At 74.2% G+C, this 20,218-nt stretch carries 22 protein-coding genes; 15 read left to right on the forward strand and 7 right to left on the reverse strand.

Features of this window, described 5'->3' with window-relative positions; genetic code table 11:
* Positions 1 to 37 precede the first annotated feature (37 nt).
* Entirely contained in the window at positions 38 to 1,255 is a 1,218-nt protein-coding gene (locus I4Q55_RS08605) for an MFS transporter (protein WP_206785509.1), read from the reverse strand.
* A gap of 81 nt (positions 1,256 to 1,336) precedes the next feature.
* Here I4Q55_RS08605 and I4Q55_RS08610 point away from each other — a divergent pair, with 81 nt between their 5' ends.
* Positions 1,337 to 2,749 (forward strand): PLP-dependent aminotransferase family protein, encoded by a 1,413-nt coding sequence (locus I4Q55_RS08610; protein ID WP_206785510.1) that lies wholly within the window; start codon positions 1,337 to 1,339, stop codon positions 2,747 to 2,749.
* On the opposite strand, the gene I4Q55_RS08615 is transcribed toward I4Q55_RS08610, so the two are convergent.
* Together I4Q55_RS08615 and I4Q55_RS08620 are read right to left on the reverse strand one after the other, a co-directional pair.
* Positions 2,677 to 3,216 (reverse strand): MFS transporter, encoded by a 540-nt coding sequence (locus tag I4Q55_RS08615; protein ID WP_307793158.1) that lies wholly within the window; start codon positions 3,214 to 3,216, stop codon positions 2,677 to 2,679. The genes I4Q55_RS08610 and I4Q55_RS08615 overlap by 73 nt on opposite strands.
* 254 nt (positions 3,217 to 3,470) lie before the next feature.
* Complete coding sequence (locus I4Q55_RS08620) at positions 3,471 to 3,944, reverse strand: SRPBCC family protein (protein ID WP_206785511.1); 474 nt, start codon at positions 3,942 to 3,944, stop codon at positions 3,471 to 3,473.
* Between the two features lie 149 nt (positions 3,945 to 4,093).
* On the opposite strand from I4Q55_RS08620, the gene I4Q55_RS08625 reads away from it, so the two are divergent.
* Entirely contained in the window at positions 4,094 to 4,612 is a 519-nt protein-coding gene (locus I4Q55_RS08625) for a bifunctional nuclease family protein (RefSeq protein ID WP_206785512.1), read from the forward strand.
* Positions 4,613 to 4,657: 45 nt separating this feature from the next.
* On the opposite strand, the gene I4Q55_RS08630 is transcribed toward I4Q55_RS08625, so the two are convergent.
* Complete coding sequence (locus tag I4Q55_RS08630) at positions 4,658 to 5,137, reverse strand: DUF2087 domain-containing protein (protein WP_206785513.1); 480 nt, start codon at positions 5,135 to 5,137, stop codon at positions 4,658 to 4,660.
* Positions 5,138 to 5,206: 69 nt separating this feature from the next.
* Here I4Q55_RS08630 and I4Q55_RS08635 point away from each other — a divergent pair, with 69 nt between their 5' ends.
* The 5 genes from I4Q55_RS08635 to I4Q55_RS08655 are packed head-to-tail and all read left to right on the forward strand — an operon-like array spanning position 5,207 to position 10,930.
* Positions 5,207 to 6,847 carry a fatty acyl-AMP ligase gene (locus I4Q55_RS08635; protein WP_206785514.1) on the forward strand — a complete coding sequence of 547 codons (1,641 nt, stop codon included), beginning with the start codon at positions 5,207 to 5,209 and terminating at the stop codon, positions 6,845 to 6,847.
* Entirely contained in the window at positions 6,840 to 7,085 is a 246-nt protein-coding gene (locus I4Q55_RS08640; protein WP_307793159.1) for an acyl carrier protein, read from the forward strand. Before I4Q55_RS08635 ends, I4Q55_RS08640 begins: the two co-directional genes overlap by 8 nt.
* 1 nt (position 7,086) lies before the next feature.
* The gene (locus I4Q55_RS08645; RefSeq protein WP_206785516.1) at positions 7,087 to 7,404 is read left to right on the forward strand and encodes a hypothetical protein; all 318 of its coding nucleotides are present in this window, start codon (positions 7,087 to 7,089) and stop codon (positions 7,402 to 7,404) included.
* The gene (locus tag I4Q55_RS08650; RefSeq protein WP_206785517.1) at positions 7,404 to 10,562 is read left to right on the forward strand and encodes a WXG100 family type VII secretion target; all 3,159 of its coding nucleotides are present in this window, start codon (positions 7,404 to 7,406) and stop codon (positions 10,560 to 10,562) included. Before I4Q55_RS08645 ends, I4Q55_RS08650 begins: the two co-directional genes overlap by 1 nt.
* 8 nt (positions 10,563 to 10,570) lie before the next feature.
* Entirely contained in the window at positions 10,571 to 10,930 is a 360-nt protein-coding gene (locus I4Q55_RS08655) for a hypothetical protein (protein ID WP_206785518.1), read from the forward strand.
* On the opposite strand, the gene I4Q55_RS08660 is transcribed toward I4Q55_RS08655, so the two are convergent.
* Entirely contained in the window at positions 10,914 to 11,702 is a 789-nt protein-coding gene (locus I4Q55_RS08660) for a class I SAM-dependent methyltransferase (RefSeq protein WP_206785519.1), read from the reverse strand. The two genes, I4Q55_RS08655 and I4Q55_RS08660, sit on opposite strands and share 17 nt — an antisense overlap.
* 26 nt (positions 11,703 to 11,728) lie before the next feature.
* On the opposite strand from I4Q55_RS08660, the gene I4Q55_RS08665 reads away from it, so the two are divergent.
* From I4Q55_RS08665 to ligD, 6 genes are all read left to right on the forward strand, one after another.
* Positions 11,729 to 13,288: an alpha-amylase family glycosyl hydrolase gene (locus I4Q55_RS08665; RefSeq protein WP_206785520.1), complete on the forward strand. Its 1,560-nt coding sequence runs from the start codon at positions 11,729 to 11,731 to the stop codon at positions 13,286 to 13,288.
* 265 nt (positions 13,289 to 13,553) lie between these two features.
* Entirely contained in the window at positions 13,554 to 13,742 is a 189-nt protein-coding gene (locus I4Q55_RS08670; protein ID WP_206785521.1) for a hypothetical protein, read from the forward strand.
* The gene (locus tag I4Q55_RS08675) at positions 13,742 to 13,915 is read left to right on the forward strand and encodes a hypothetical protein (protein ID WP_206785522.1); all 174 of its coding nucleotides are present in this window, start codon (positions 13,742 to 13,744) and stop codon (positions 13,913 to 13,915) included. Before I4Q55_RS08670 ends, I4Q55_RS08675 begins: the two co-directional genes overlap by 1 nt.
* A 59-nt stretch (positions 13,916 to 13,974) precedes the next feature.
* The gene (locus I4Q55_RS08680) at positions 13,975 to 14,535 is read left to right on the forward strand and encodes a hemerythrin domain-containing protein (RefSeq protein ID WP_206785523.1); all 561 of its coding nucleotides are present in this window, start codon (positions 13,975 to 13,977) and stop codon (positions 14,533 to 14,535) included.
* On the forward strand, positions 14,532 to 14,690 hold the full coding sequence (locus I4Q55_RS08685) for a hypothetical protein (protein WP_206786452.1): 159 nt from the start codon (positions 14,532 to 14,534) through the stop codon (positions 14,688 to 14,690). Before I4Q55_RS08680 ends, I4Q55_RS08685 begins: the two co-directional genes overlap by 4 nt.
* 17 nt (positions 14,691 to 14,707) lie before the next feature.
* Positions 14,708 to 16,297 carry a non-homologous end-joining DNA ligase gene (gene ligD / locus I4Q55_RS08690; protein WP_206785524.1) on the forward strand — a complete coding sequence of 530 codons (1,590 nt, stop codon included), beginning with the start codon at positions 14,708 to 14,710 and terminating at the stop codon, positions 16,295 to 16,297.
* A 4-nt stretch (positions 16,298 to 16,301) separates the two neighbouring features.
* On the opposite strand, the gene I4Q55_RS08695 is transcribed toward ligD, so the two are convergent.
* Positions 16,302 to 17,240, reverse strand: a complete 939-nt coding sequence (locus I4Q55_RS08695) for a PfkB family carbohydrate kinase (protein ID WP_242545612.1) — start codon at positions 17,238 to 17,240, stop codon at positions 16,302 to 16,304.
* 233 nt (positions 17,241 to 17,473) lie between these two features.
* On the opposite strand from I4Q55_RS08695, the gene I4Q55_RS08700 reads away from it, so the two are divergent.
* Together I4Q55_RS08700 and I4Q55_RS08705 are read left to right on the forward strand one after the other, a co-directional pair.
* Entirely contained in the window at positions 17,474 to 18,250 is a 777-nt protein-coding gene (locus I4Q55_RS08700) for an ANTAR domain-containing protein (protein WP_206785526.1), read from the forward strand.
* A 102-nt stretch (positions 18,251 to 18,352) separates the two neighbouring features.
* Positions 18,353 to 18,748 (forward strand): STAS domain-containing protein, encoded by a 396-nt coding sequence (locus I4Q55_RS08705; protein WP_206785527.1) that lies wholly within the window; start codon positions 18,353 to 18,355, stop codon positions 18,746 to 18,748.
* Positions 18,749 to 18,817: 69 nt separating this feature from the next.
* Here I4Q55_RS08705 and I4Q55_RS08710 read toward each other — a convergent pair whose 3' ends face one another.
* A complete protein-coding gene (locus tag I4Q55_RS08710) occupies positions 18,818 to 20,215 on the reverse strand; it encodes a PP2C family protein-serine/threonine phosphatase (RefSeq protein ID WP_206785528.1) in 1,398 nt (465 codons plus the stop codon).
* Between the last annotated feature and the right edge of the window lie 3 nt (positions 20,216 to 20,218).

Raw genomic sequence — 20,218 nt, forward strand, 5'->3', positions numbered from 1 at the left:
CGTCCCACGCACCGAAGGCCACATTGGGGCGCTCGGGTCAGCGGGTGGCGGCGGCCCAGCGGACCGCCGGGCCCATCGCCCAACCGGCGGCCAGGAACACCACGCCCAGCAGGAGCCAGCCCGCGACGCCCCCGCCGATCACCACCGTGCTCAGCAGCACCGGGCCCACCGCGCGGGCCACCGACGTCCCGCTGCCGAAGAAGCCCTGGTACTCGCCCTGCTTGTCCGCCGGCGCCAGGGCGAAGCCGATCTCCCACGAACCCGCCGACTGCAGCATCTCGCCGAGCACCTGCACCAGCGCGCCGGCCACGAGGACCGCGAACGCCACCGCCGGTGACGTCCCCAGCGCCGACAGCGCGAACGCCACGCAGGACGCCAGCAGCACCACACCCGACCGGCGCACCATCCGCGCCGCGGATCCCAGCGAAGTCAGCCGTCCCGCGACGCGGACCTGCAGCGCCACCACCACGACCGTGTTGAGCACGAACAACGCCGACACCGTCCAGCCCGGGGCCGCGGTGTGGTCGGCGATCCACAGCGGGATCGCGACGCTCAGCAGCGGCATGCGCAACAACAGCACCGCGTTGAGCAGCGTCACCAGTGCGTACGGCCGGTCGCGCAGCACGGCGGACTTCGGCGCTCCCGGGCGCGGGAAAGCCCGCGGGGCCCGCGGCAGCGCGTGCAGCAGCGCCGCCGTCACCACGAAGGCCGCCGCGTCGAGGACGAAGACCGTCAGGTACGCCGCGGCCGTGTCGGCCGAGAGCGCGAGGCCGCCCAGTCCGGCGCCGACGGCGAGGCCCGCGTTGCCCGCCGACTGCAGGTGCGCCCGGACGCGCGTGCGCCGCTCCGGATCGGCGAGCGCGGCCAGCAGTGCCTGGCGGACCGCGGCCAGCCCGGTCTGGCAGCTGCCGTAGACGCAGGCGGCCAGGACGAACGCGACCGGCGAGCGCACGACGAGGAAGGCGAGGATCGACGTGCCCGTCGCCAGTGCCAGCAGCACCGCCGAGCCGCGGGTGCCGTGGCGGTCGGCGAGGCGGCCGAGCGGCACCCCCGCGACCGAACCGACCGCCCAGCCGAGCGTGAGCCCGAGCCCCACCTGCGCCGGCGTCAGGCCGGCGATCCGGGTGAAGAACAGGACCGAGCAGGTCAGGAACGCGCCGTCGCCGAGCGAGCCCGCCAGCTGCGCGGCGGTGAGCAGCCGGCCCGCCGACCGGTTCTTCGGACGTTCGGGAAGCCGTTCCAGAAGCACTGTCATGCGAAGAACGCTAGGGCGGAACTTGGCCCGATCCCAGATCCAATTCCGACCACTCGGATTGGGCCAATATAGCCTCGACAGATGGACTTCCACGTCAGCCTGGCGGGCCGTGGCGACCTCAGCGTCCGCATCTACCGCCAGCTGCGCGACGCCGTGCTCGACGGCAGGCTGCGCGCGGGGGAGCGGCTGCCGCCGACGCGGGAGCTGGCGCGGCGGCTGGCCGTCTCGCGCAACACCGTCGCGGTGGCCTACGACCGCCTCACCGCCGACGGGTTCCTCGCCGGCCGCGTCGGCGCCGGCACGTACGTCTGCGCGGAGCTCCCGCCGCCGAAGCCCCGCCAGGTCCCCGCGAAACGCGGTCCGCGGCCGACGGCGGTGTGGCGGTCGCTGCCGGCCCCGGCCGGCACCGGGCCCGGCCCGGCGTTCGACTTCCGCGTCGGCATTCCCGACGCCGCGCTGTTCCCGCTGGACACCTGGCGGCGCCTGCTCGCGCGGGAACTCCGTGACACCGCGGGATTCGCGCACTACGCCGAGCCCGGCGGGCACCCCGGCCTGCGCGCGGCGATCGCCCGGCACGTCGGCGTCTCCCGTTCGGTGCGGGCCGACGCCGGCGACGTGCTCGTCACCCAAGGCGCCCAGCAGGCCCTCGACCTGCTGTGCCGCGTGCTGCTCGAACCCGGCGACCGCGTCGCCGTCGAGGAGCCGGGCTACCGGATGGCCAGGCTGCTCTTCGCCTCGCACGGCGCCGAAGTGGTCGGCGTGCCGGTCGACGGCGAAGGTCTCGACGTCGCCGCGCTGCCGTCGCGCGCGAAACTGGTGTACGTCACGCCGTCGCACCAGTTCCCGCTCGGCACGCCGATGTCCCTCGCCCGGCGCGCGGCCCTGCTGGCGTGGGCGGACCGGGCCGGCGCGGTCGTCGTCGAGGACGACTACGACAGCGAGTTCCGGTTTTCCGACCGGCCCCTGGAACCGTTGCAGAGCCTGGACCGCGACGGGCGCGTGGCCTACGTCGGATCGTTCTCGAAGACGCTGCTTCCCATGCTGCGCCTGGGGTTCCTGATCGCGCCGGCGTCACTGCGCGACGCGTTGCACCACGCCCGGCAGCTGTCCGGCTGGCACGGTGACCTGCCCGCGCAGGCCGCCTTGGCCGGTTTCATCGACGAAGGCCTGTTCGCCCGCCACCTCCGTCGCGCGACGAAGGTCTACGCGGACCGCCACGAGCGCATCACGACGACCCTGGACCGGGTCTTCGCCGGCCGGCTGAGCGTGGTGCCCTCGGCGGCGGGCCTGCACCTGTGCGCCCTGGCCGGCGACGACACGGACCTGGAGCCGATCGCGGCCCGCGCGGCCGCGGCGGGCGCGGCGATCCAGACGCTTTCGGACCTCTGCGGGGGTTTCCCGCGCCAGGGCGTGGTCCTCGGCTACGGTTCGATCCCCTCGGCGAGCATCGACGCCGGGCTCGCGGTGCTGGACGAGGCCTGGGGCTCGGCGTAGTGGTCCGTCCGCCGTCGGGCGGCGATCAGCAGGCCGCCGGCGCACGTCGCCGCCGCCGTCGTCAGGATCACCAGCCAGCCGCGGCGGAAGTCCGCCAGGTCCGGCGTCCCGGCGAACACCGCGATCAGCACCGCCGTGCCCAGGACCGTGCCGATCTGCCGGGCCGTGTTCACCATCGACGAGCCCGCGCCCCAGCGGGACGGCGGCAGGACCGTGCCGACCACCCCCGACAGGCTCGGCATGATCAGGCCGACGCCGAGGCCCGTCAGCACCTGGCCCGGCAGCATCGACCCCGCGTAGCCGGGCACCGATCCCATGCGCAGCACCCAGACCAGCACCCCGGCCCCGAACGAGACGCCGCCGAGGGCGACCACCGGGCCCGGCCCGAAGCGGTGCGCGAACCGGCCGCCGAGGATCGACACCCCGACCACCACCAGCGGTCCCGGCGCCAGGGACAGCCCGGCCACCAGGATCGAGGCAGGCGGCGAACAGCACGGTGTAGCCGGTGAGCACCCACGACAGGGCCGCCAGGTCGTCGCCGGGGAAGGCCGCCCGGATGCCGGGGAAGGCGATCGTGACGATGAAGGTGTCCAGCGCGGCGAGGAACGCGGCCGCCGAGACGACCAGCAGCACGAGGCCGGGCTTCGGCGGGGCGTCGGTCATGGTCCTCTTAGGTTCGGTAAAGCAACCTAGCCGGACAAAATGGGTTTCAACAAGAGACTCACGCAGCGGCCCGTTCCTCGGCGCGGGCGCGCAGCGCGGCCAGGGTGTGCTCGATCGACCGGACGTTGTAGCCGGGCCGGTCCGCGCGGCCGGTGACGCGCGGCCCCATGAACCTGCGCACCACCCAGCTGCCGATCCGGTACCAGTTCTCGGTGACCACGCAGCCGCCGGTGGCCGGCGCCAGCACGTACTCCCAGCGCGACACGCGCGAGCCGAGCGGCGTGCGCACGTCGAAGGCGAACCGGCGGCCCGGCTCGAAGGCGACCACCCGCACCCGCGTCCACCACTGCAGTTCGCCGTTGCGGTTGCGGCCGCGGAACCGCGCGCCGAGGGCGGGGCCGGTGCCGTCCAGCCAGCGGCCGCCGACGTTCTCCGGGCTCAGCTCGCCCATCCGCGGCAGGTCGGTGACCCACGACCACACCGTGCCCGGGTCGGCGGAGACGGTCACACTGCGCGAAATCGTCGGTTCCACGCCCCGACGGTGACAGCGCCCGCCGGGCCCGGGCAAGGCGTGGGAGCGGAGTCCGCAGCCGAGAAGAGCCGGCCCGGCGGATTGTGACGCCGCCGTTCTGGGTATTCCGCGCGCGGGGGAATGAGGAATCCCGCGACACGGAGGGTGCGGTGGTCAGCGTGATCCCGATCGAAGTGGTGGGGATGGCCGTTCCGGTGCCGGGTGAGGCACCCCTGATGCTGCTGCGCGAGCCGGAGGGCGCCCGGCGCTGGCTGGCGATCATGATCGGGTACGGCGAGGCCGAGGCCCTCGTGCGGGCGCGGGAACAGATCGCGCAGCCACGCCCGGGCACGATCGAGCTGCTCGGCGACGTGCTCGCGGCGTTCGGCCAGGGCCTCGCCGCGGTGGAGCTGACCGAGGTGCGGGACGGCATCTTCTACGCCGATCTCGTCCTCAAGTCCGGCACCCGCGTGTCGGCGCGGCCGAGCGACGCCGTCGCGCTCGGCCTGCGCCAGGGCGCGCCCATCCGCGTCGCCGAAGAGGTGCTGGACGTCGCGGCGGTGCAGCTCGAAGTCGAGCAGGAGACCGAAGGCCCGGCCGCCGATGTCCTCGACGCCGAAGCCGAGGTCGAACGGTTCCGCGCCGAGCTCGACGGCCTGCGGCCCGAGGACTTCGACGACCGGGGGTGAGAATTTCTCTCGACGGCCGCGGTCGACAGCGCCCCTGCCGGCGACTCAGCCGGCGGCGCGCGCTTCCGACGGACGGCCGTAGGCGCCGCCGTCGTTGCTGCGCTGCAGGAGGCCTTCGTCGACGAGGTAGCGGCGGAGCGTCGCGTGGTCGTCGTGGACCATCGAAAGCTTCTCGCGGACGTCCTGCTCGGTGTAGAGCCGGCCCGGCTCGAAACGCTCGGCCAGGTAGGCCAGCACCAGCTGCCGCCGCTTGCCCGAATGCGGGATCGAGACGAGCCGGCCGTGCCGGAAGAGCGCGTCGAGCGGATCGACCGGGGCCTTGGCGAGCGCGTCGCGGAACACCGACGGCACGGCCCGGTAGCGGCCCTCGGCCTCGGTGACGAGTCCCGCGTCGACGAGCCGCTTGGCGAGCTTGGCCGACGCGTGGGACGCCTCGAGCCCGTCGGGCGCGGTGCAGATGCGGGCGAAGAGCTGCAGCCGGTCTTCGTCCGCGAGTGCGGAGACCAGCGCTTCCGGTACGGCCATGGTCTGCGACCGTACCCGCGCGCGCCCCGGGGGTGAACCCGGTTTCCGGCGGCCGGTAGGTTGCCCGGCGTGCCCCGTCCGACCGCGCCGGTGACCGTGCCCGACGCGGTGCTGCGCACGTCGATCGTCGAGCGGCTGTTCGCCCGCGCCGATGACGAGCGTCCGCTGTTCACCCACCAGGACCACCGAACCGGTGTGGAGCACACGCTGACGTGGGCCGAGTTCGCCGCCCGGGTCCGCGAGGTGGCGGGCGAGCTGCGCCGGGTGGCCGCACCGGGGGAGCGGGTCGCGATCCTCGCCGGCCAGGAACTCGCCTACCCGCTGGCGTTCTTCGGCGCGCTGGCCGCCGGGCTGATCGCCGTCCCGCTGATGGCGCCGTCGAGCCCCGCGCAGGCCGGCCGGCTCGCCGGCGTGCTCGACGACTGCGGCGCGCGGGTGTGGCTGACGTCGTCGGCCGCGGCGGCGGGACTGCCCGCGCACGAGGACGTCGTGGTCGTCGACGAGCTCACCGGGCCCGGCGCCGATCCGGTGCCGGTCACGCCGGACAGCCCGGCCTACCTCCAGTACACGTCCGGGTCGACGCGCGAACCGGCCGGGGCGGTGATCCCGCACCGCGCGATCGTCGCCGCCTGCTGGCAGGGCAGCCTCGCCTACGCCGTCGACGAGCGCACGACCTGCGCAGGCTGGATCCCGTTCTTCCACGACATGGGCCTGATCCAGCTGCTGTGCCTGCCGGTCTTCGCCGGTGGGCGGTCGGTGTTCATGGCCCCGGCGGAGTTCGTGCACTCCCCGGCGCGCTGGCTGCGGCAGCTCGCCGGGTACCCCGCGGTGTTCACCGCCGCGCCGAACTTCGCCTACGACCTCGCCGCCGACGCCGACACCGGCGAAGACCTCGACCTCTCGGACGTCCGCGTCGCCCTCAACGGCAGCGAACCCGTCCGGCCGCGCACGATCGAGCGGTTCCACGAGGTGTTCGGACCCCGCGGCTTCCGGCGGGAAGCGCACCGGCCGTCGTACGGGCTCGCCGAAGCCACCGTGTATGTGGCGAGCGCGGACGAAGACGGGCCGCGGGGCGCGGTGTTCGACCGCGAAGCCCTCGCGCAGGGCCGGGCCGTCGAAACCGAAGGCGGGCAGGAGCTCGTGTCGGTGGGCCGTCCCGTCGGGCAGCTCGTCCGGGTCGTCCACGACGGCCGGGAGCAGCCCGAAGGCGAGGTCGGCGAAATCTGGGTGCACGGCCCGAACGTCGCCGACGGCTACTGGGGCCGCGGCGACGTCACCGCGTTCGGCGCCACCCTCGACGGTCTCGGCGGCTGGCTGCGCACCGGCGACCTCGGCGTCGTGCACCGCGGCGACCTGTACGTCACCGGACGGCTCAAGGACCTCATCGTCGTCGACGGCCGCAACTTCCACCCGCAGGACATCGAAGCGGCGGCCGCGGAGGCCCATCCCGCGGTGCGCCGCGACCGCGTCGCCGCGTTCGGCGTCATCGACGACGAAGGCGAGGGCGCGGTGGTGGTGGCCGAGCGGGCCCGCGGCATCGACGCCGACGACCGGGAAGTGCGCCGCGCGGTGCTGCGCGCGGTGTCCCGCGAACACGGTCTGACGCTGCGCGCGGTACGTCTGGTCCCTTCCGGTGGACTTCCGCGCACATCGAGCGGCAAGGTCGCCCGGTCGGCCGCGAAAGCACGTTATGGTGGCGACCGTGAGTGATCACCGTGCCGAGGTCACGAAGGTCGTCTGCGACACCTTCCGGCTCGACCCGGCTCTCGTCGAGCCCGACGCGCCCCTGGAGGAGCTGGGCATCGACTCGAAGGGCCGGATCAAGCTGCTGGCGGCACTGGAGATCTACTACGGCGTGACGATCGACCTGGACCGGCTCGACCGGTTCACCGACGTGGGATCCGTGGCCGACGTGCTGGCGGACGCACTGAGAAGTGAGGGGCGCTGAAATGAGCGGCGGGGGGTACACCGCGACGACGGAAGCGTTGTCGGCGGCGGCCAAGACGATCGGCGACCTGGCGGAACACCTGCTGGACGACAACCCGGACCTGCAGACGGCGCAGGTGACCGCGGAGAAGTTCGGCCGGGCGCACGGTGCCCACGCGACCAAGTACACCGCCGGCGCGCAGGCGTTGTGGGCCGCGGTTTCCGGCTACAGCAGCACCCTCGGCTCGTTCGGCACGAACCTCGGCACCGCCGGGGCGAGCTACAGCGCCAACGAAGACAGCCAGTCGGGCACGATCACCAACGCCGGGGGCGCGCTCTGATGGCGGAGAAGAAGAGCTGGTCCGACGTCAAGGCGCTGCTGGACGACCCGAGCGTGCCGCCGGCGCAGAAGAGCGCGCTGATCAGCAGCTGGCTGCGGGAAAACCCGCCACCGCCGCCGTTCCTGGCCGACCAGGAGCCCGACGAGATCAAGCAGAAGCGGGCCGAAGCCGACAAGTACGCGCAGGCGTTCAACGCGAACCCGCTGTTCGCCGGCCAGTCGGTCGATGACGCCTACAACAAGGCGAAGCAGAGCGGCGACCAGAACAGCTACAACGAGGACCAGGAGAAGAAGGCCGTCGACGACGGCAAGAAGAAGCTCGACGAGACGAAGCCGCCCGCGGCCGACAGCAGCAGCGGGACCAAGACGTCCGACGAGATCTTCGACGCCGCCGCGCCCGCGCTGAAGCTGTTCGAGACGTTCGGGTCGCTGCTCGCGAAGCTCCCGCCCGACTGCCGCGGCAACACCCGCGCGCTCGACCTCGACAAGGACATCCGCGCGCCGTTCGACGAGCAGCGCGGGATCAGCTTCGCGGACTTCGTCGCCGACGCCGGGCACTTCAAGCGCGGCGCGGAGACGGTGGACCGCACCCTCCAGGACACCGGCTCCCAGCTGGGCAGCCTGTACCAGAGCTGGAGCGGCGCGGGCGCGGACGCGGCGTCGGACACCTACAACGACAAGATCCAGCCGAAGGCGGCCAAGCTGTCCCAGACGCTCGGCACCGCGAGCGAGGCGACGCTGAGCACGGCCACGACGGTGTTCCAGCTGTGCAAGGGCAAGGCCGACGCGGTCATCGGGATGTACACGGACCTGGTGGGCAAGGCCGACTACACGATGGCGCAGAAGGTCGTGGCGGTCGCCAACGGCGAGGCCGGCAACGAGAAGGACCTGGCCCAGATCGCGGGCTGGATGGACCTGAACTTCGGGACGAACCTGGTCGAGACGCTCAACGACCAGGGGTGCTGCGACGGCGACGAGATCAAGAAGCACGGCCAGGACCTGGCCAAGCAGTGGGTGCAGAACCAGTTCAACCCCGATATGTGGGACCGGCTGTACCAGGGTTTCGCGAAGACCTGCAAGGACACGAAGGACCTCGTCGACCAGGCGTACGACGCGCTCGACAAGGTGATGGGCGGGATCCGCAACGAGTTCGAGGGCGTTTCGCTGCCGGGTGGGCCGGGTTCGACGGGTGGCCCAGGCGCGCCCGGGGGTCCCGGAGGTGGGGCGGGTTCGGGTTCGGGCGGTTCCGGTGCCGCCGGTGGTTCGGGCGGTGGTCCCGGTGGTCCCGACGGTTCGGGCGCCGGGGCGGGTTCCGGGTTCGGCGGTGGTTCCGGTTCGGGCGGCTCGGGTTCGGGTGGGTCCGGTTCGGGTTTCGGCGGGTCCGGCTCGGGTTCTGGGTCTGGTTCGGGGTCCGGTGGCGCCGGTGGGCCGGTGCCGTCGATTCCCGAGACGAACGCGGGGTCCGGCGCGCCGGGCGGGGGTTCGGGCGGCGGCTCGGGCACCGACCTGCCGAGCGGCGCGGGCGCCGGCAGCGGCTCGGGCGCGGGTGGCGGCGGTTCGGTGCCGCCGATCCCGGACGGGTCCACACCGTCCGGCGGCGGTTCCGCGGGCGGCGGCGCGGGTTCGTCGGCGGGCCAGGACGACGCCGCGGCCGCGGCGGAAGCGGCCAAGCAGCAGGCGGCACAGGCGGCCGAGGCCGCGAAGAAGCAGGCCGCGGACGCCCTGAACCAGTTCAGCGGCCCGGGCATCCAGACCGACTCGGGCGCCGGAGCCGGCCTCGGGTCGGGCGGCGGTCCGGGCGCGGGGTCCGAGGGCACGACACCGTCTTCGGTGACGCCGCCGTCCGACAGCGGTCAGGAAGCCGCCGAAGCGGCGAAGAAGAAGGCCGCGGACGCGCTGAAGGAGTTCAGCGGCCCGGGCATCGAGACGGAGTCCGGCGACGGCGCCGGCGGCCTCGGCGGGGCGCCCGGTTCGGGTCCGGGGGCCGACGACGGCAAGGCAGCGGCCGAGCAGGCCGCGGAAGAGGCCAAGAAGAAGGCCGCGGACGCGTTGAAGGACTTCGGCGGCCCGGGTATCGAGACCGACCCCGCCGGCAAGCCCGACAGCCTCCTCGGCGACGGCAAGGGCGACGACGAGCCGGAAGTCCTGAAGGTCAAGCAGGGCGACAAGACGTTCGAGATGACCGAGCCGGACTCCGACGGCAAGATGGACATCAAGGTCGGCGACGGCCCGGGTGACCCGAAGGACTTCAAGCTCGACTGGTCCGACACCGGAAAGCCCGCCGATGGTCCACAAGGGACGGACACGGACACGTACCGCCCCGGCCCGGACGGCAAGATCCACATCCGCGACGGCGACCTCGAGATCACGGCCGAGCGCCCGGACGGCCCGGATGGCCCCACGGTGGTGACGGTCGACGACGGCAAGGGCACCCCGACGACGTACACGCTGGGTGAGGACGACAAGCAGGCGGACGCGCTCGGCAGCACGCCCGCCAAGCAGGTCGACGACCTGCCCACCCACCGGGGCACCCTCGCGGACCTCGCGGCCCCCGACCAGGCTTCGCCCACCGGCGCGGATGGCAAGCCCGGCGGTGACTTCGGCGACCCGGCCTCGTCCGGCGGCGACTCACACCACGCCGGTTCGCCCGACGGCGCGGATGGCAAGCCCGGGAGCGGGGACGGCTCGCACAGCGGCGGTTCCGGCACCGGCGGCGGGCCCGGGGGCGGCGACTCGGGCCCCGGCGGCGGCTTCGGCGACCCGACCTCGTCCGGTGGCGGTGCCCACTCCGCCCCCGCGGCGGCCGGCATCGGCGGCGGCGCCCACGCCGGCTTCTCCGGCGCGGGCTTCGACCCGGCCGGGCTCGGCGAAACCCCCGTCTCCGGCGGTGCCCACACCGGCACCGCCCAGCCCCAGCCCGCGTTCGCCTCGGCCGCCGGCGCGCCCGGCATGACCGGGGCCGCCGGCGCACCCGGCTCGTCGATGCCCGGCATGGGCGCCATGGGCGGGGCCGGCGCCCAGGGCGGTGGCGGCGACACCGAACGCCGCGCGCCCGCCTACCGGATCGAAGGCGCCGTCTTCGACAACCTCGGTGAGCCCGGGCGGCGGATCATCGGCTCCCTCGACGACGAAGACCCGCCGTCCGCCCGGACCCGGTAGGAGGACGCATGACCGACATCGCCGCGATGAAGGCCCAGCTGGACGGCCTCGTCCGCGAACAGGCCGACCGCCGCGCCCTGCGCGAACAGCAGGGCGAAGAAATCAAGGCGCGCTCGCACGAGTACATGACCAAGCAGGTCCAGGCCGCCGAACGGTACGTCCAGCACGTCCGCGAAATGGCGCAGCGCAAGACCAAGTCCGGCTGGAGCACCGACCGGTCGCACGCCGAACCGGCCTCCGCCTTCGACGCGGAGGCGTACTCCGCCGGGTTCGAGCCGGCGCCGCGGCCCGTGCGGGACGAGCCGCGGGCCGCCCGGCGTCCGCGGGCCGCCGTCGAAGAGGACGAGGACTTCAACAACCCCTGGTGAACCACAGGTCGACGGCGATCTCGCGCAACCGCACGGTGAACGTCTCCGCCGGGGCCAGCCGCCGCCGGAGCTCCGCCTCGAACTCGGCCCGCCGCGCGCCGAACAGGTGGGGCGCCGAGCTCGACAGCGAGAACACGCCGGCGACGACCTCGTCGACCGTGCGCGTCACGACGCGCCCCGGCACCTCGAACCGCCGCGGGCCGTGGAAGCCCGCCGCGCGGTAGATCGCGGCCTCGCCGCCCGCCGTGCCGGCCGGCAGCGAACCGCGGCCCGCGCGCCGCACCGGGCCGAGGTACTCGCGCACCAGCTCCGCGATCGCCGGGTGCGCGCTCTCGTGCGTCGACGCGTGCACGTGGGCGCAGACCCCGTCCGACGTCAGCATTTCCCGCACCGCGGCCGCGACCCGGGGGCGGTCGAACCAGTGGAACGACTGCGCGAAGGTGACCAGCCGGAACCGGCCCAGCCCGGCCGGCAGCTCCTCCGCGCGCCGGTGCACCCAGCGGCAGTTCGCGGCGTCCGCCGCGAGCCGGCCCGCCTCGGCGAGCATGTCGCCGTCGGCGTCGAGCCCGACCGCCTCCTCGAACAGCCCCGCCAGTAGCAGCGTCAGCGAGCCCGGTCCGCAGCCGACGTCGAGCAGCCGTCCCGACCCGTCCAGCCCGAGCTCGGCGGCGAAGGCGGTGGCGAGTTCCGCGGGATACGCCACCCGCCCCCGCGCGTAGTATTCCGCGCTGCCCGAATAGAGGGACGGGTCCCATTCCCACGCGTCGGTCACGGCCTCCAGCGTAGATACTCGGGTGCATGGTCGACTGGTGGCGCGACGCCGTGGTCTACGAGGTCTACGTCCGCAGCTTCGCCGACGCGGACGGCGACGGCACCGGCGATCTCGCCGGTCTCCGGGCCCGCCTCGGCTACCTGGCCGAACTCGGGGTCGACGCCGTGTGGACGACGCCGTGGTACCGCTCGCCGATGGTCGACGGCGGGTACGACGTCGAGGACCACCGGGCGGTCGACCCGCTGTTCGGCACCGACGCCGACGCCGTCGCGCTGATCACCGAGGCGCACCGGCTCGGGCTGCGCGTCGTGATCGACGTCGTCCCGAACCACACCTCCGACCGGCACCGGTGGTTCCGGGCCGCGCTGGCCGCGGGCCCCGGCTCGCCCGAACGGGCCCGTTACCACTTCCGGTCCGGCCGCGGCGACCGGCCGCCGAACGACTGGCGCAGCGTTTTCGGCGGACCCGCGTGGACGCGGGCGCCGGACGGCGAGTGGTACCTGCACCTGTTCGCCCCGGAGCAGCCGGACCTCGACTGGGACCACCCCGAGGTGCGCGCCGACTTCGAAGACCTGCTGCGGTTCTGGTTCGCCCGCGGGGTCGACGGCGTCCGCATCGACGTCGCGCACGGCCTGCTCAAGGACCCGGCGTTCCCCGACCTCGGCATCGACGACGAAGAGATCGTGCGGCCACCCGACCGCAGCCGCCACCCGCACTGGGACCGCGACGGCGTGCACGAGATCTACCGGTCGTGGCGGCGGGTCGCGGCCGAGTTCGGCCCGGACCGCGTGTTCGTCGCCGAGGCGTGGGTCGACCGCCCGGACCGGCTCGCGCGGTACGTCCGCCCGGACGAGCTGCACACCGCGTTCAACTTCGACTTCCTGCGCTGCGCCTGGGATCCGGAGGCGCTGCGCGCGGTGATCGACCGGACGTTGGAGGCACTGCACGCGGTCGGCGCACCGGCGACCTGGGTGCTGTCGAACCACGACGTGGTCCGGCACGTCACCCGTTTCGGCGGCGGAGCGCTGGGGACGAGGAGGGCCAGGGCGGCGCTGCTGCTGATGCTCGCGCTACCCGGCGGCGCCTACCTATACCAGGGCGAGGAACTGGGCCTGGCGGAGGTCGAGGACCTGCCCGAAGCGGTGCTCGCCGACCCGACGTGGGAGCGCTCCGGCCGCACCCGCCGCGGCCGCGACGGCTGCCGGGTACCGCTGCCCTGGTCGGGAACGACGCCGCCGTTCGGGTTCACCGGCAACGGCGTGCCGACGTGGCTGCCACAGCCGGCCGGCTGGCGGACGCTGACCGCCGAGACCCAGGCGGCCGACCCGGGTTCGATGCTCCGCCTGTACCGCGCGGCACTCGCGGCGCGCCGGGCGCATCCCGCCTTGGGGGACGGGACGCTGACGTGGTCGCCCGCGCCGGAGGGGGTGTTGTGGTTCGCGCGCGAGCCGGGGTTCGGCTGTGTGGTGAACCTGGGGGAGGAGCCGTGCGAGCTGTCCGGCGACGCGCGGGTGCTGTTGGCGAGCGGGCCGCTTGACGGTGGCCGGCTGCCGCCGGACACCGCGGTGTGGCTCGCCGGGAGCTGAGCGCGCGCCGGGTGGGTGGTGGTGGGTTGCGGCTGTGCGGTGGGGCTCGCCGGGATCGGGTGCGCGGGTTGCTTGGCGCGCCGGGGTGCTCGCGGCGGGTCGAGCGGCACCGGCCCGCCGCCGCTCGCGGGTGGCCGCCGCAGCAAGGCTCGACGGGAGTTGAGCCCACGCCACCCGGACGGGTTCGGTGAAGGGGTGTGAAACCCGGCGCGGCGGGGTATCCGGTCGCGTTCGTTTCGCCGCCGAATGAGCCGGAGGTCTTCCGATGCCCGTGCGCACCGCCACCCCGCCCGCCACCGATGTCGTCGGCCTGGCGCTGGAAGTCCTTGCCGCGCAAGGACTCAACCGCGCCGCCGCCCAAGCGGCCCTGGTCTCGATGGCGAAGGAAAGAGGCCTGACCGTGCCGCGCTGTGCCGCGCTCGTCGTGGCCGCCGTCGATGGGCAGGTGGGCTGATGGCCTTCACCGTGCGGGCCGACGATGACACCGCTTCCGTCGGCGGGGGCGTGCTGGTCGCCGTCGGGCTGGTCGTCGCGTTCTTCGGCTGGTGGTCCTGGTGGACCGTCGCCGGTCTCGGTGTGGCCGCGCTGGGCGCGCTGTGGCTCACAGTCGCCCGCCGCGACGAGTAACCCGTCCGGGACGGGGAACGTCGCTTCCGACCGGAGAACGAGACCGAGAGGAGGCCGTCATGGCGCAGCACGACGAGGACGTCATCGAGTTGCTGCAGCGGCAGCACCGGGAGATCCGCGAGCTGTTCGCCGCGCTGGAGACCGCCGAGGGCGACCGGCGGCGGGAGCTGTTCCACGACCTCGTGCGGCTGCTGGCCGTGCACGAGACAGCGGAGGAACTGGTCGTGCACCCGGAGATCCGCGATCTGGAACCCGCGGCCGAGCCCGTCGTCGAGGCCCGGCTGGGCGAGGAGCACCGGGCCAAGGAACTGCTGACCACCCTGCAGAAGATGGGCCCGGAGGCCGACGGCTTCGACACCCTGCTCGTCCAGCTGCGCGATGACGTGCTCGCGCACGCCGACCACGAAGAGCGCGAGGAGTTCCCGCTGCTGCGGGCCCACCGCCCGCCGGAGCGGCTGCGGGCGATGGCCGCGACCGCCAAGGTGGCCGAAGCGGTCGGGCCGACCCGCCCGCACCCCGGCGTGGAAAGCGCGAAGGCGAACCTGCTGCTGGGCCCGCCCGCGGCGATCATGGACCGGGCCCGCGACCTCATCCGCGGCGCGCTGGGGAGCCGGTCGTGATGACCGAGCCCGGCGACGACGTGACCGCTCCGGACGACGACGTGACCGATCCGGAGGAGTTCGCGGAAGAGGCGGGCCTGGACCCGACCCCGCAGGAGGTCGCCGAATACGAGGAGCTGGCGAAGAAGAATCCGCCCTGGTCGGCACCGGACTGAGTGGGTACTCCTGAACCATGGCAGCCGACCCGGCCCGCAAACTGCGGCGCTACCAGCAGATGCGCGACTTCGACCGGACCGCGGAGCCGGCCGGCGGCGCCGCGGGCGGGCCGGACGGCCACCGGTTCGTGGTGCAGCGGCACCGCGCCCGCCGGCTGCACTACGACTTCCGCCTCGAGCTCGACGGCGTGCTGGTCAGCTGGGCGGTGCCGAAGGGGCCCACGCTGGACCCGAAGGCCCGCCGGCTGGCCGTGCACGTCGAAGATCACCCGATCGAGTACGCCTCCTTCGAGGGCGTCATCCCGCGTGGCGAGTACGGCGGCGGGGACGTCATCGTCTGGGACCGCGGCGTGTGGCGGCCGGTCGAAGCCGACCCGGCGGCGGCGATCGAAGCCGGGACACTGCACTTCGACCTCGAAGGCGAGAAGCTGGCCGGCCGGTTCGTGCTCGTCCGGAGCGGCCGGAGCGGTCGCGGCGAGAAGGACCAGTGGTTCCTCCTGCACAAACAGGACGAACACGCGCAGCCGGGCTGGGACGCCGAAGACCACCCGCGTTCGGTGAAGAGCGGCCGCACCAACGACGAGGTCAAGGCCGCTCCCGACGCCCTGTGGCACGGCGACCGGCCCGCCGCGGAGGCGGAGGAGTCCGTGGGCGGCCGGCAGCCCCCGACCGACGACGAACTGGCCGCCCTCGACGCCCTGGGCGCCAAGGGCCGATGGTCGGTGGCAGGCCGCGAACTGGCCCTGACGAACCTGGACAAGGTGCTCTTCCCGGCGGCGAGCGGCGGCAAGCCCGTCACCAAGCGGGATCTGATCCGCTACTACGTCACCGTCGGACCGGCCATGCTGCCGTACCTGGCCGGCCGCCCGCTCAACACCCACCGGTTCCCGCAGGGGGTCACCGAGCCCGGGTTCTGGCAGAAGGAGGTCCCGCGGCACGCGCCGGACTGGCTGACCACCTGGCACAACGAACGCGCCGGGGAGGGGGAGAGCCGGCGGTACGTCGTCGCCGACAGCGTCGCCACGCTGGCGTGGCTGGCGAACTACGGCGCGCTGGAGTTGCACGCCTGGACCTCCCGCGCCGCCGACGTCGACCGGCCGACGTGGGTGCTGTTCGACATCGACCCCGGCCCGGAGACGACCTTCGAGGAGGTCCTGGACCTGGCCAGGCTGCACCGCACCGCGCTCGAGCACTTCGGCCTGACCGGCCGGCCCAAGGTGACCGGGCAGCGCGGGATCCAGGTGTGGGTGCCGATCGCCCCGCACTGCACCTTCGAGCAGACCCGCACGTGGGCGGAGACGGTGTCCAAGACGATCGGGCGGGTGCTGCCCGACCTGGTCAGCTGGGCCTGGACGAAGGACAAGCGCCGCGGCCGGGCCCGGCTCGACTACACGCAGAACGTGCTGAACAAGACCCTCGTCGCGCCCTACAGCGTCCGTCCCCGGCCGGGCGCGCCGGTTTCGGTGCCGCTGGAGTGGGAGGAGCTGGACGACCCGGAACTCGCGCCGGACCGGTGGACGGTCCGGGACGTGCCGGGCCGCCTGGCCGAGCGCGGCGACCCGTTTTCGGTGCTGCTGGGCCTGGAGCAGAAACTGCCGGGCCTGTAGGCCCTCAGGCTTGGACGGTTTCCAGCTCCTGCGGCTGCAGCCGGTCGAGTTCCGCGCGGGACAGGTGCGGGCGCCCGCCCGCGTGCCCGGTCGTCGCCGCGGCGGCCGCGACGGCCAGGCTCGCCGCCGTCTCCAGCGGACGACGGCGGGTCAGCGCGGCGGTCAGGGTGGCGACGAGTGCGTCGCCGGCGCCGGTCGGGTCGACGACGGGGGTTTCGACGTCCGGCACGAACCAGGTGCCCTCCGGCCCGGCGAACAGGTTGCCCTGCCCGGAAACCTCGAGCACGACCAGGGACGGCCCGCGCCGCCGGAGTTCCGCCGCGGCCCGGGCGGCCGCGGCGACGTCGTCGACCGGCTTTCCGGTGAGCAGCTCGGCTTCGTGGCCGTCGGCGCGCACGACGTCGGCGAGGGCGAGCAGATCCGCCGTCAGTGCGTCGTCCTGCGGTGCCCCGTCGAGCACGACCCGGGTGCCCGCGGTGTGCGCCAGCCGGGCGGCCAGCAGGGCCACCGGCGCGGGCTGCTGCAGCTGCACGATGAGGGACGCGGCGGCCGAGATCGGCGCGGACGCGGCGAAGACGTCGTTCTCGGTGAGCAGCGTCCCGTCCGGGACGTGCTCCAGGTAGCGGCGCCGGCCGTGGTCGTCGACGACGTCGACGAGCAGCGCGGTTTCGGTGCCCGCCCGGCGGACGACGTGGGAGGTCCCGATCCGGTCGGCCCGGGCCTGTGCGAGCAGCGTGTCCCCGGTGCGGTCCCGGCCGACGACCCCGACGAGGGACACCGAGACGCCGAGCTGGCCCAGCGCCACGGCCTGGTTGGCGCCCTTCCCGCCGAGCAGCTCCTGCCGGTGCCGGACCGGGGCCGAGGAGTCCGCCTCGGGCGCGTCCGGCACCTCGATCACCAGGTCGCGGGCGATCTGCCCGGCGACGACGACTTCGCTGAACATCACCGGTACCACCGGTCGGTCATGGCGCCTCCTCGGATCACCGACCGGCTACCCCACGCGCACCACGGGGTAAACCGCTCGTTCGGGTCGGCTGCCACCGGGTGATCCCGTTGCGCCGGATGGCGGCGCCGCTTCGGCCTTCCGCGTGGCCGGCCCCACAAACCCCGGCGCCGCCGCAAGCGGAGCACCGCGAGGTGCGGTAAATCAAGAGAACCAAGACCGGTGGAGGTTCGGTGACCGAGACACTCATGAACGCGGCGGACCGCTGGAGACCGCTGGCCGAGTTGCTGCAGGCCCTGCTCGAGCGGATCTCGGGGGAACTGCCCGGCTGGCTCGGCGCGGGCCTGACCGTCAGCCGCGGCGACCGCCCGCTGCGGGTGCTGGCCACCGCGGGCGTCGCCGAGCACGTGATCCCGGCCCAGCTGGCGCACGGCGGGCCGGTCCCCGTCGCCGACGCCACCGGCGAGCCGGTCACCACGGACCACCTCTTCGGCGACGAGCGCTGGCCGGACCTGACCCGCGAGACCGTGTTCGACGGCGGCCCGGCGGTCGCCGCGATCCGCGGCGCGGCCGCACTCCCCGGGTTCTGGGACGAGGACGGCGCGTTCGTGCTCTCGGTCACGCTCGACCGGTCGCCCGGCGACGCCACCCTGGCCGTCCTGCGGCGCTACGCGAAACTCACCGAGATGACGCTCGTGGTCGCCGAGACCGCCACCGCGGGCGACCCCGACCAGATGCTCGACCTGCTGGCCTCCCGCGCCGCCATCGAGCAGGCGAAGGGCGCGATCATGGCGGTCCGGCGATGCCCGCCGGAGGAGGCCTGGCAGACCCTGCGCCGGGCCAGCCAGGAGTTCAACGTCAAGGTCCGCGAGCTGGCCGTCGCCCTCGTCGAGCACCTCGGCGGCCGGACGGCGGTCCCGCCGGACGGCGCCCGGGAGATCCGGCCCGGCGCCGCGGCCCGCCACGCCGCCGAACGGCTCTGGTCGGCCTTCACGACTGCCTCGCCGTGAAGGGGAGCGTTTCCGGATCGGGCGTTTGGGTATCAAGAACCCGTCCTTGATCACGTCACTGCGTCGCCGGCCCCGGCCGGCGCGGAAGGCCAACCGAATCCCGTGTCCCCTGCCTTTCCGGTCCCCACCCGGTCCGCGCCCCTGGTGGCGCGCCGGACGGAGTACCGCCCCGGTTTCCTGGTGCTGACGTTCGCCGGCGAAATCGACGCGCTGACCCTGCCGATCCTCGAGCGCGAGCTGGGCTCGGCCCCACCGGGAACGACCGTCGTGGACCTCACGCAGGTGGCGTTCGTCGGCCTGGCCGGCGCCCGCGCGCTGGCGGCGGCCGCCGACCGGGCCGGTGCCGAGGGGCGGCGGTTCGGGGTGGTGGCGAACAGCCGGACCCTCGCGCGGCTGTTCCGGATCACCGGGCTGGCGGCGGTGGTGCCGATGTTCGCGTCGCTGTCGGACGCGCTGCGGGAGCTGCTGGCGCCGGACGTGCACGACACCGCCTGCTGAACGTTCTTCGGCGGGTGGGCAGCCGGGACCGGCGGCCGCCGAGGCGGGCGGACCTCGAGGTGCCGCTCTTCACCGCGCGGTCCAGCGGGCGACCAGCACGCCGGCGTCCTGCCGGAACCCGCCGCCACCATGGGCGAGGACGGCCCGGGTGAGCCGGCGGGCGATCTCCGGGGGCAGTTCGCCCGCGTCCCGGCCGAGCTGCTCGGTGATCCGGGCGCGGCCGAACGGCTCCCCGGCGGCGTCGGGGGTTTCGGTCACGCCCCGGGAGCAGAACGTGAGCAGGTCGCCGGGTTCGAGCCGGAGCCGCGTGGGCGGGTGCGGCGCGCCGAACCGCGTGGCGGTCGGCTCGGCCACGGGGACCACCTCGCCGTCGCGGACGACCAAGGGGGCGGGCTGCCCCGCTCCGAGCAGGCGCAGGACGCCGGTGCCGAGGTCCAGCTCGGCGAGGACGCCACCGACGGCCGGGGCGTCCGGGATACCGTCGAGCTCGGCGCCGACCGCGGCGAACTGCTCGCCGAGGGAAGCGCCGGCGTGCCGGGCCGCGCGGTAGGCGGCGAGGGCGGTCAGGACGGCGGTGTTCGCGCCGCGGGTGCGGGCGCCGGCGTCGAACATCGCCAGCTGGGCCCGCTCTTCCGAGAGCGCGTAGTCGAAAACCGTGCCGCAGAGGTCGTACACCGGCTGGACGCTCACCCCCACGACGACGCTTTCGGTGGCGCCGGTGAGCGGCGGCAGGCTCTGCCACAGCAGCTCGGCGGCGGACTCGCGGCGCCGGTGGCGGCGACGGCGGTCCAGCCCGTCGCCGTACTGGGTCGTGACGGTGACGAGGTGGCCGAGCAGCGCGGCCAGCCACCGGCACTGCTCCCGCAACGCCGGGTCGTCCGGGTCGGCCCCGCCGGCCGGGACGATCTCCAGCACGCCCAGCCGTTCGACGCCGTCGAGCAGCACCGTCCACAATGTACCGTCCCGGGTGACCGTGCCGGCGCGGCGGAAGACGTCGCCGCCGACGGTGGTCTCGATGTCGAGACCGGCGGCGTCCGGCCGCAGCGGCACGAGCGTGCGCTGGTCGTAGTCGGCCAGGTAGACGCCGATCTTCAGGTCGAGCGCGCGGCCCGCTTCGGCGACGACGGCAGGCAGCCGTTCCGGCGGCGCGCGGTGGGCGCCTTCGAGCAGGTCGACCAGGGCCTTCAGCGGACCGTGCAACGGCTTCGCGTCCTGGACGGTGTGGCTGTAGGGCGCGCGGGCCGGGCCGGTCACCTCGTCGAGCCGCTCGTTGACGGCGTGGGCGAGCATGTCGCGGTCGACACGGGGCAGCACGACCAGCCCGTTCAGGTAGGCGTCCAGCTCCAGCAGGCTCAGGCTGCCGCCGAGCGCGAAGTACCGCATCCACAGCTCTTCCAGCGTCAGTTCGCTCCGGGCGAAGCAGGCGGCGAGCAGCCGGCGCTGTTCCTCCTCGGGCAGGAAACGCATGCG

It is taken from the genome of Amycolatopsis sp. MtRt-6 (assembly GCF_017308975.1).
Classification (GTDB): Bacteria; Actinomycetota; Actinomycetes; order Mycobacteriales; family Pseudonocardiaceae; genus Amycolatopsis.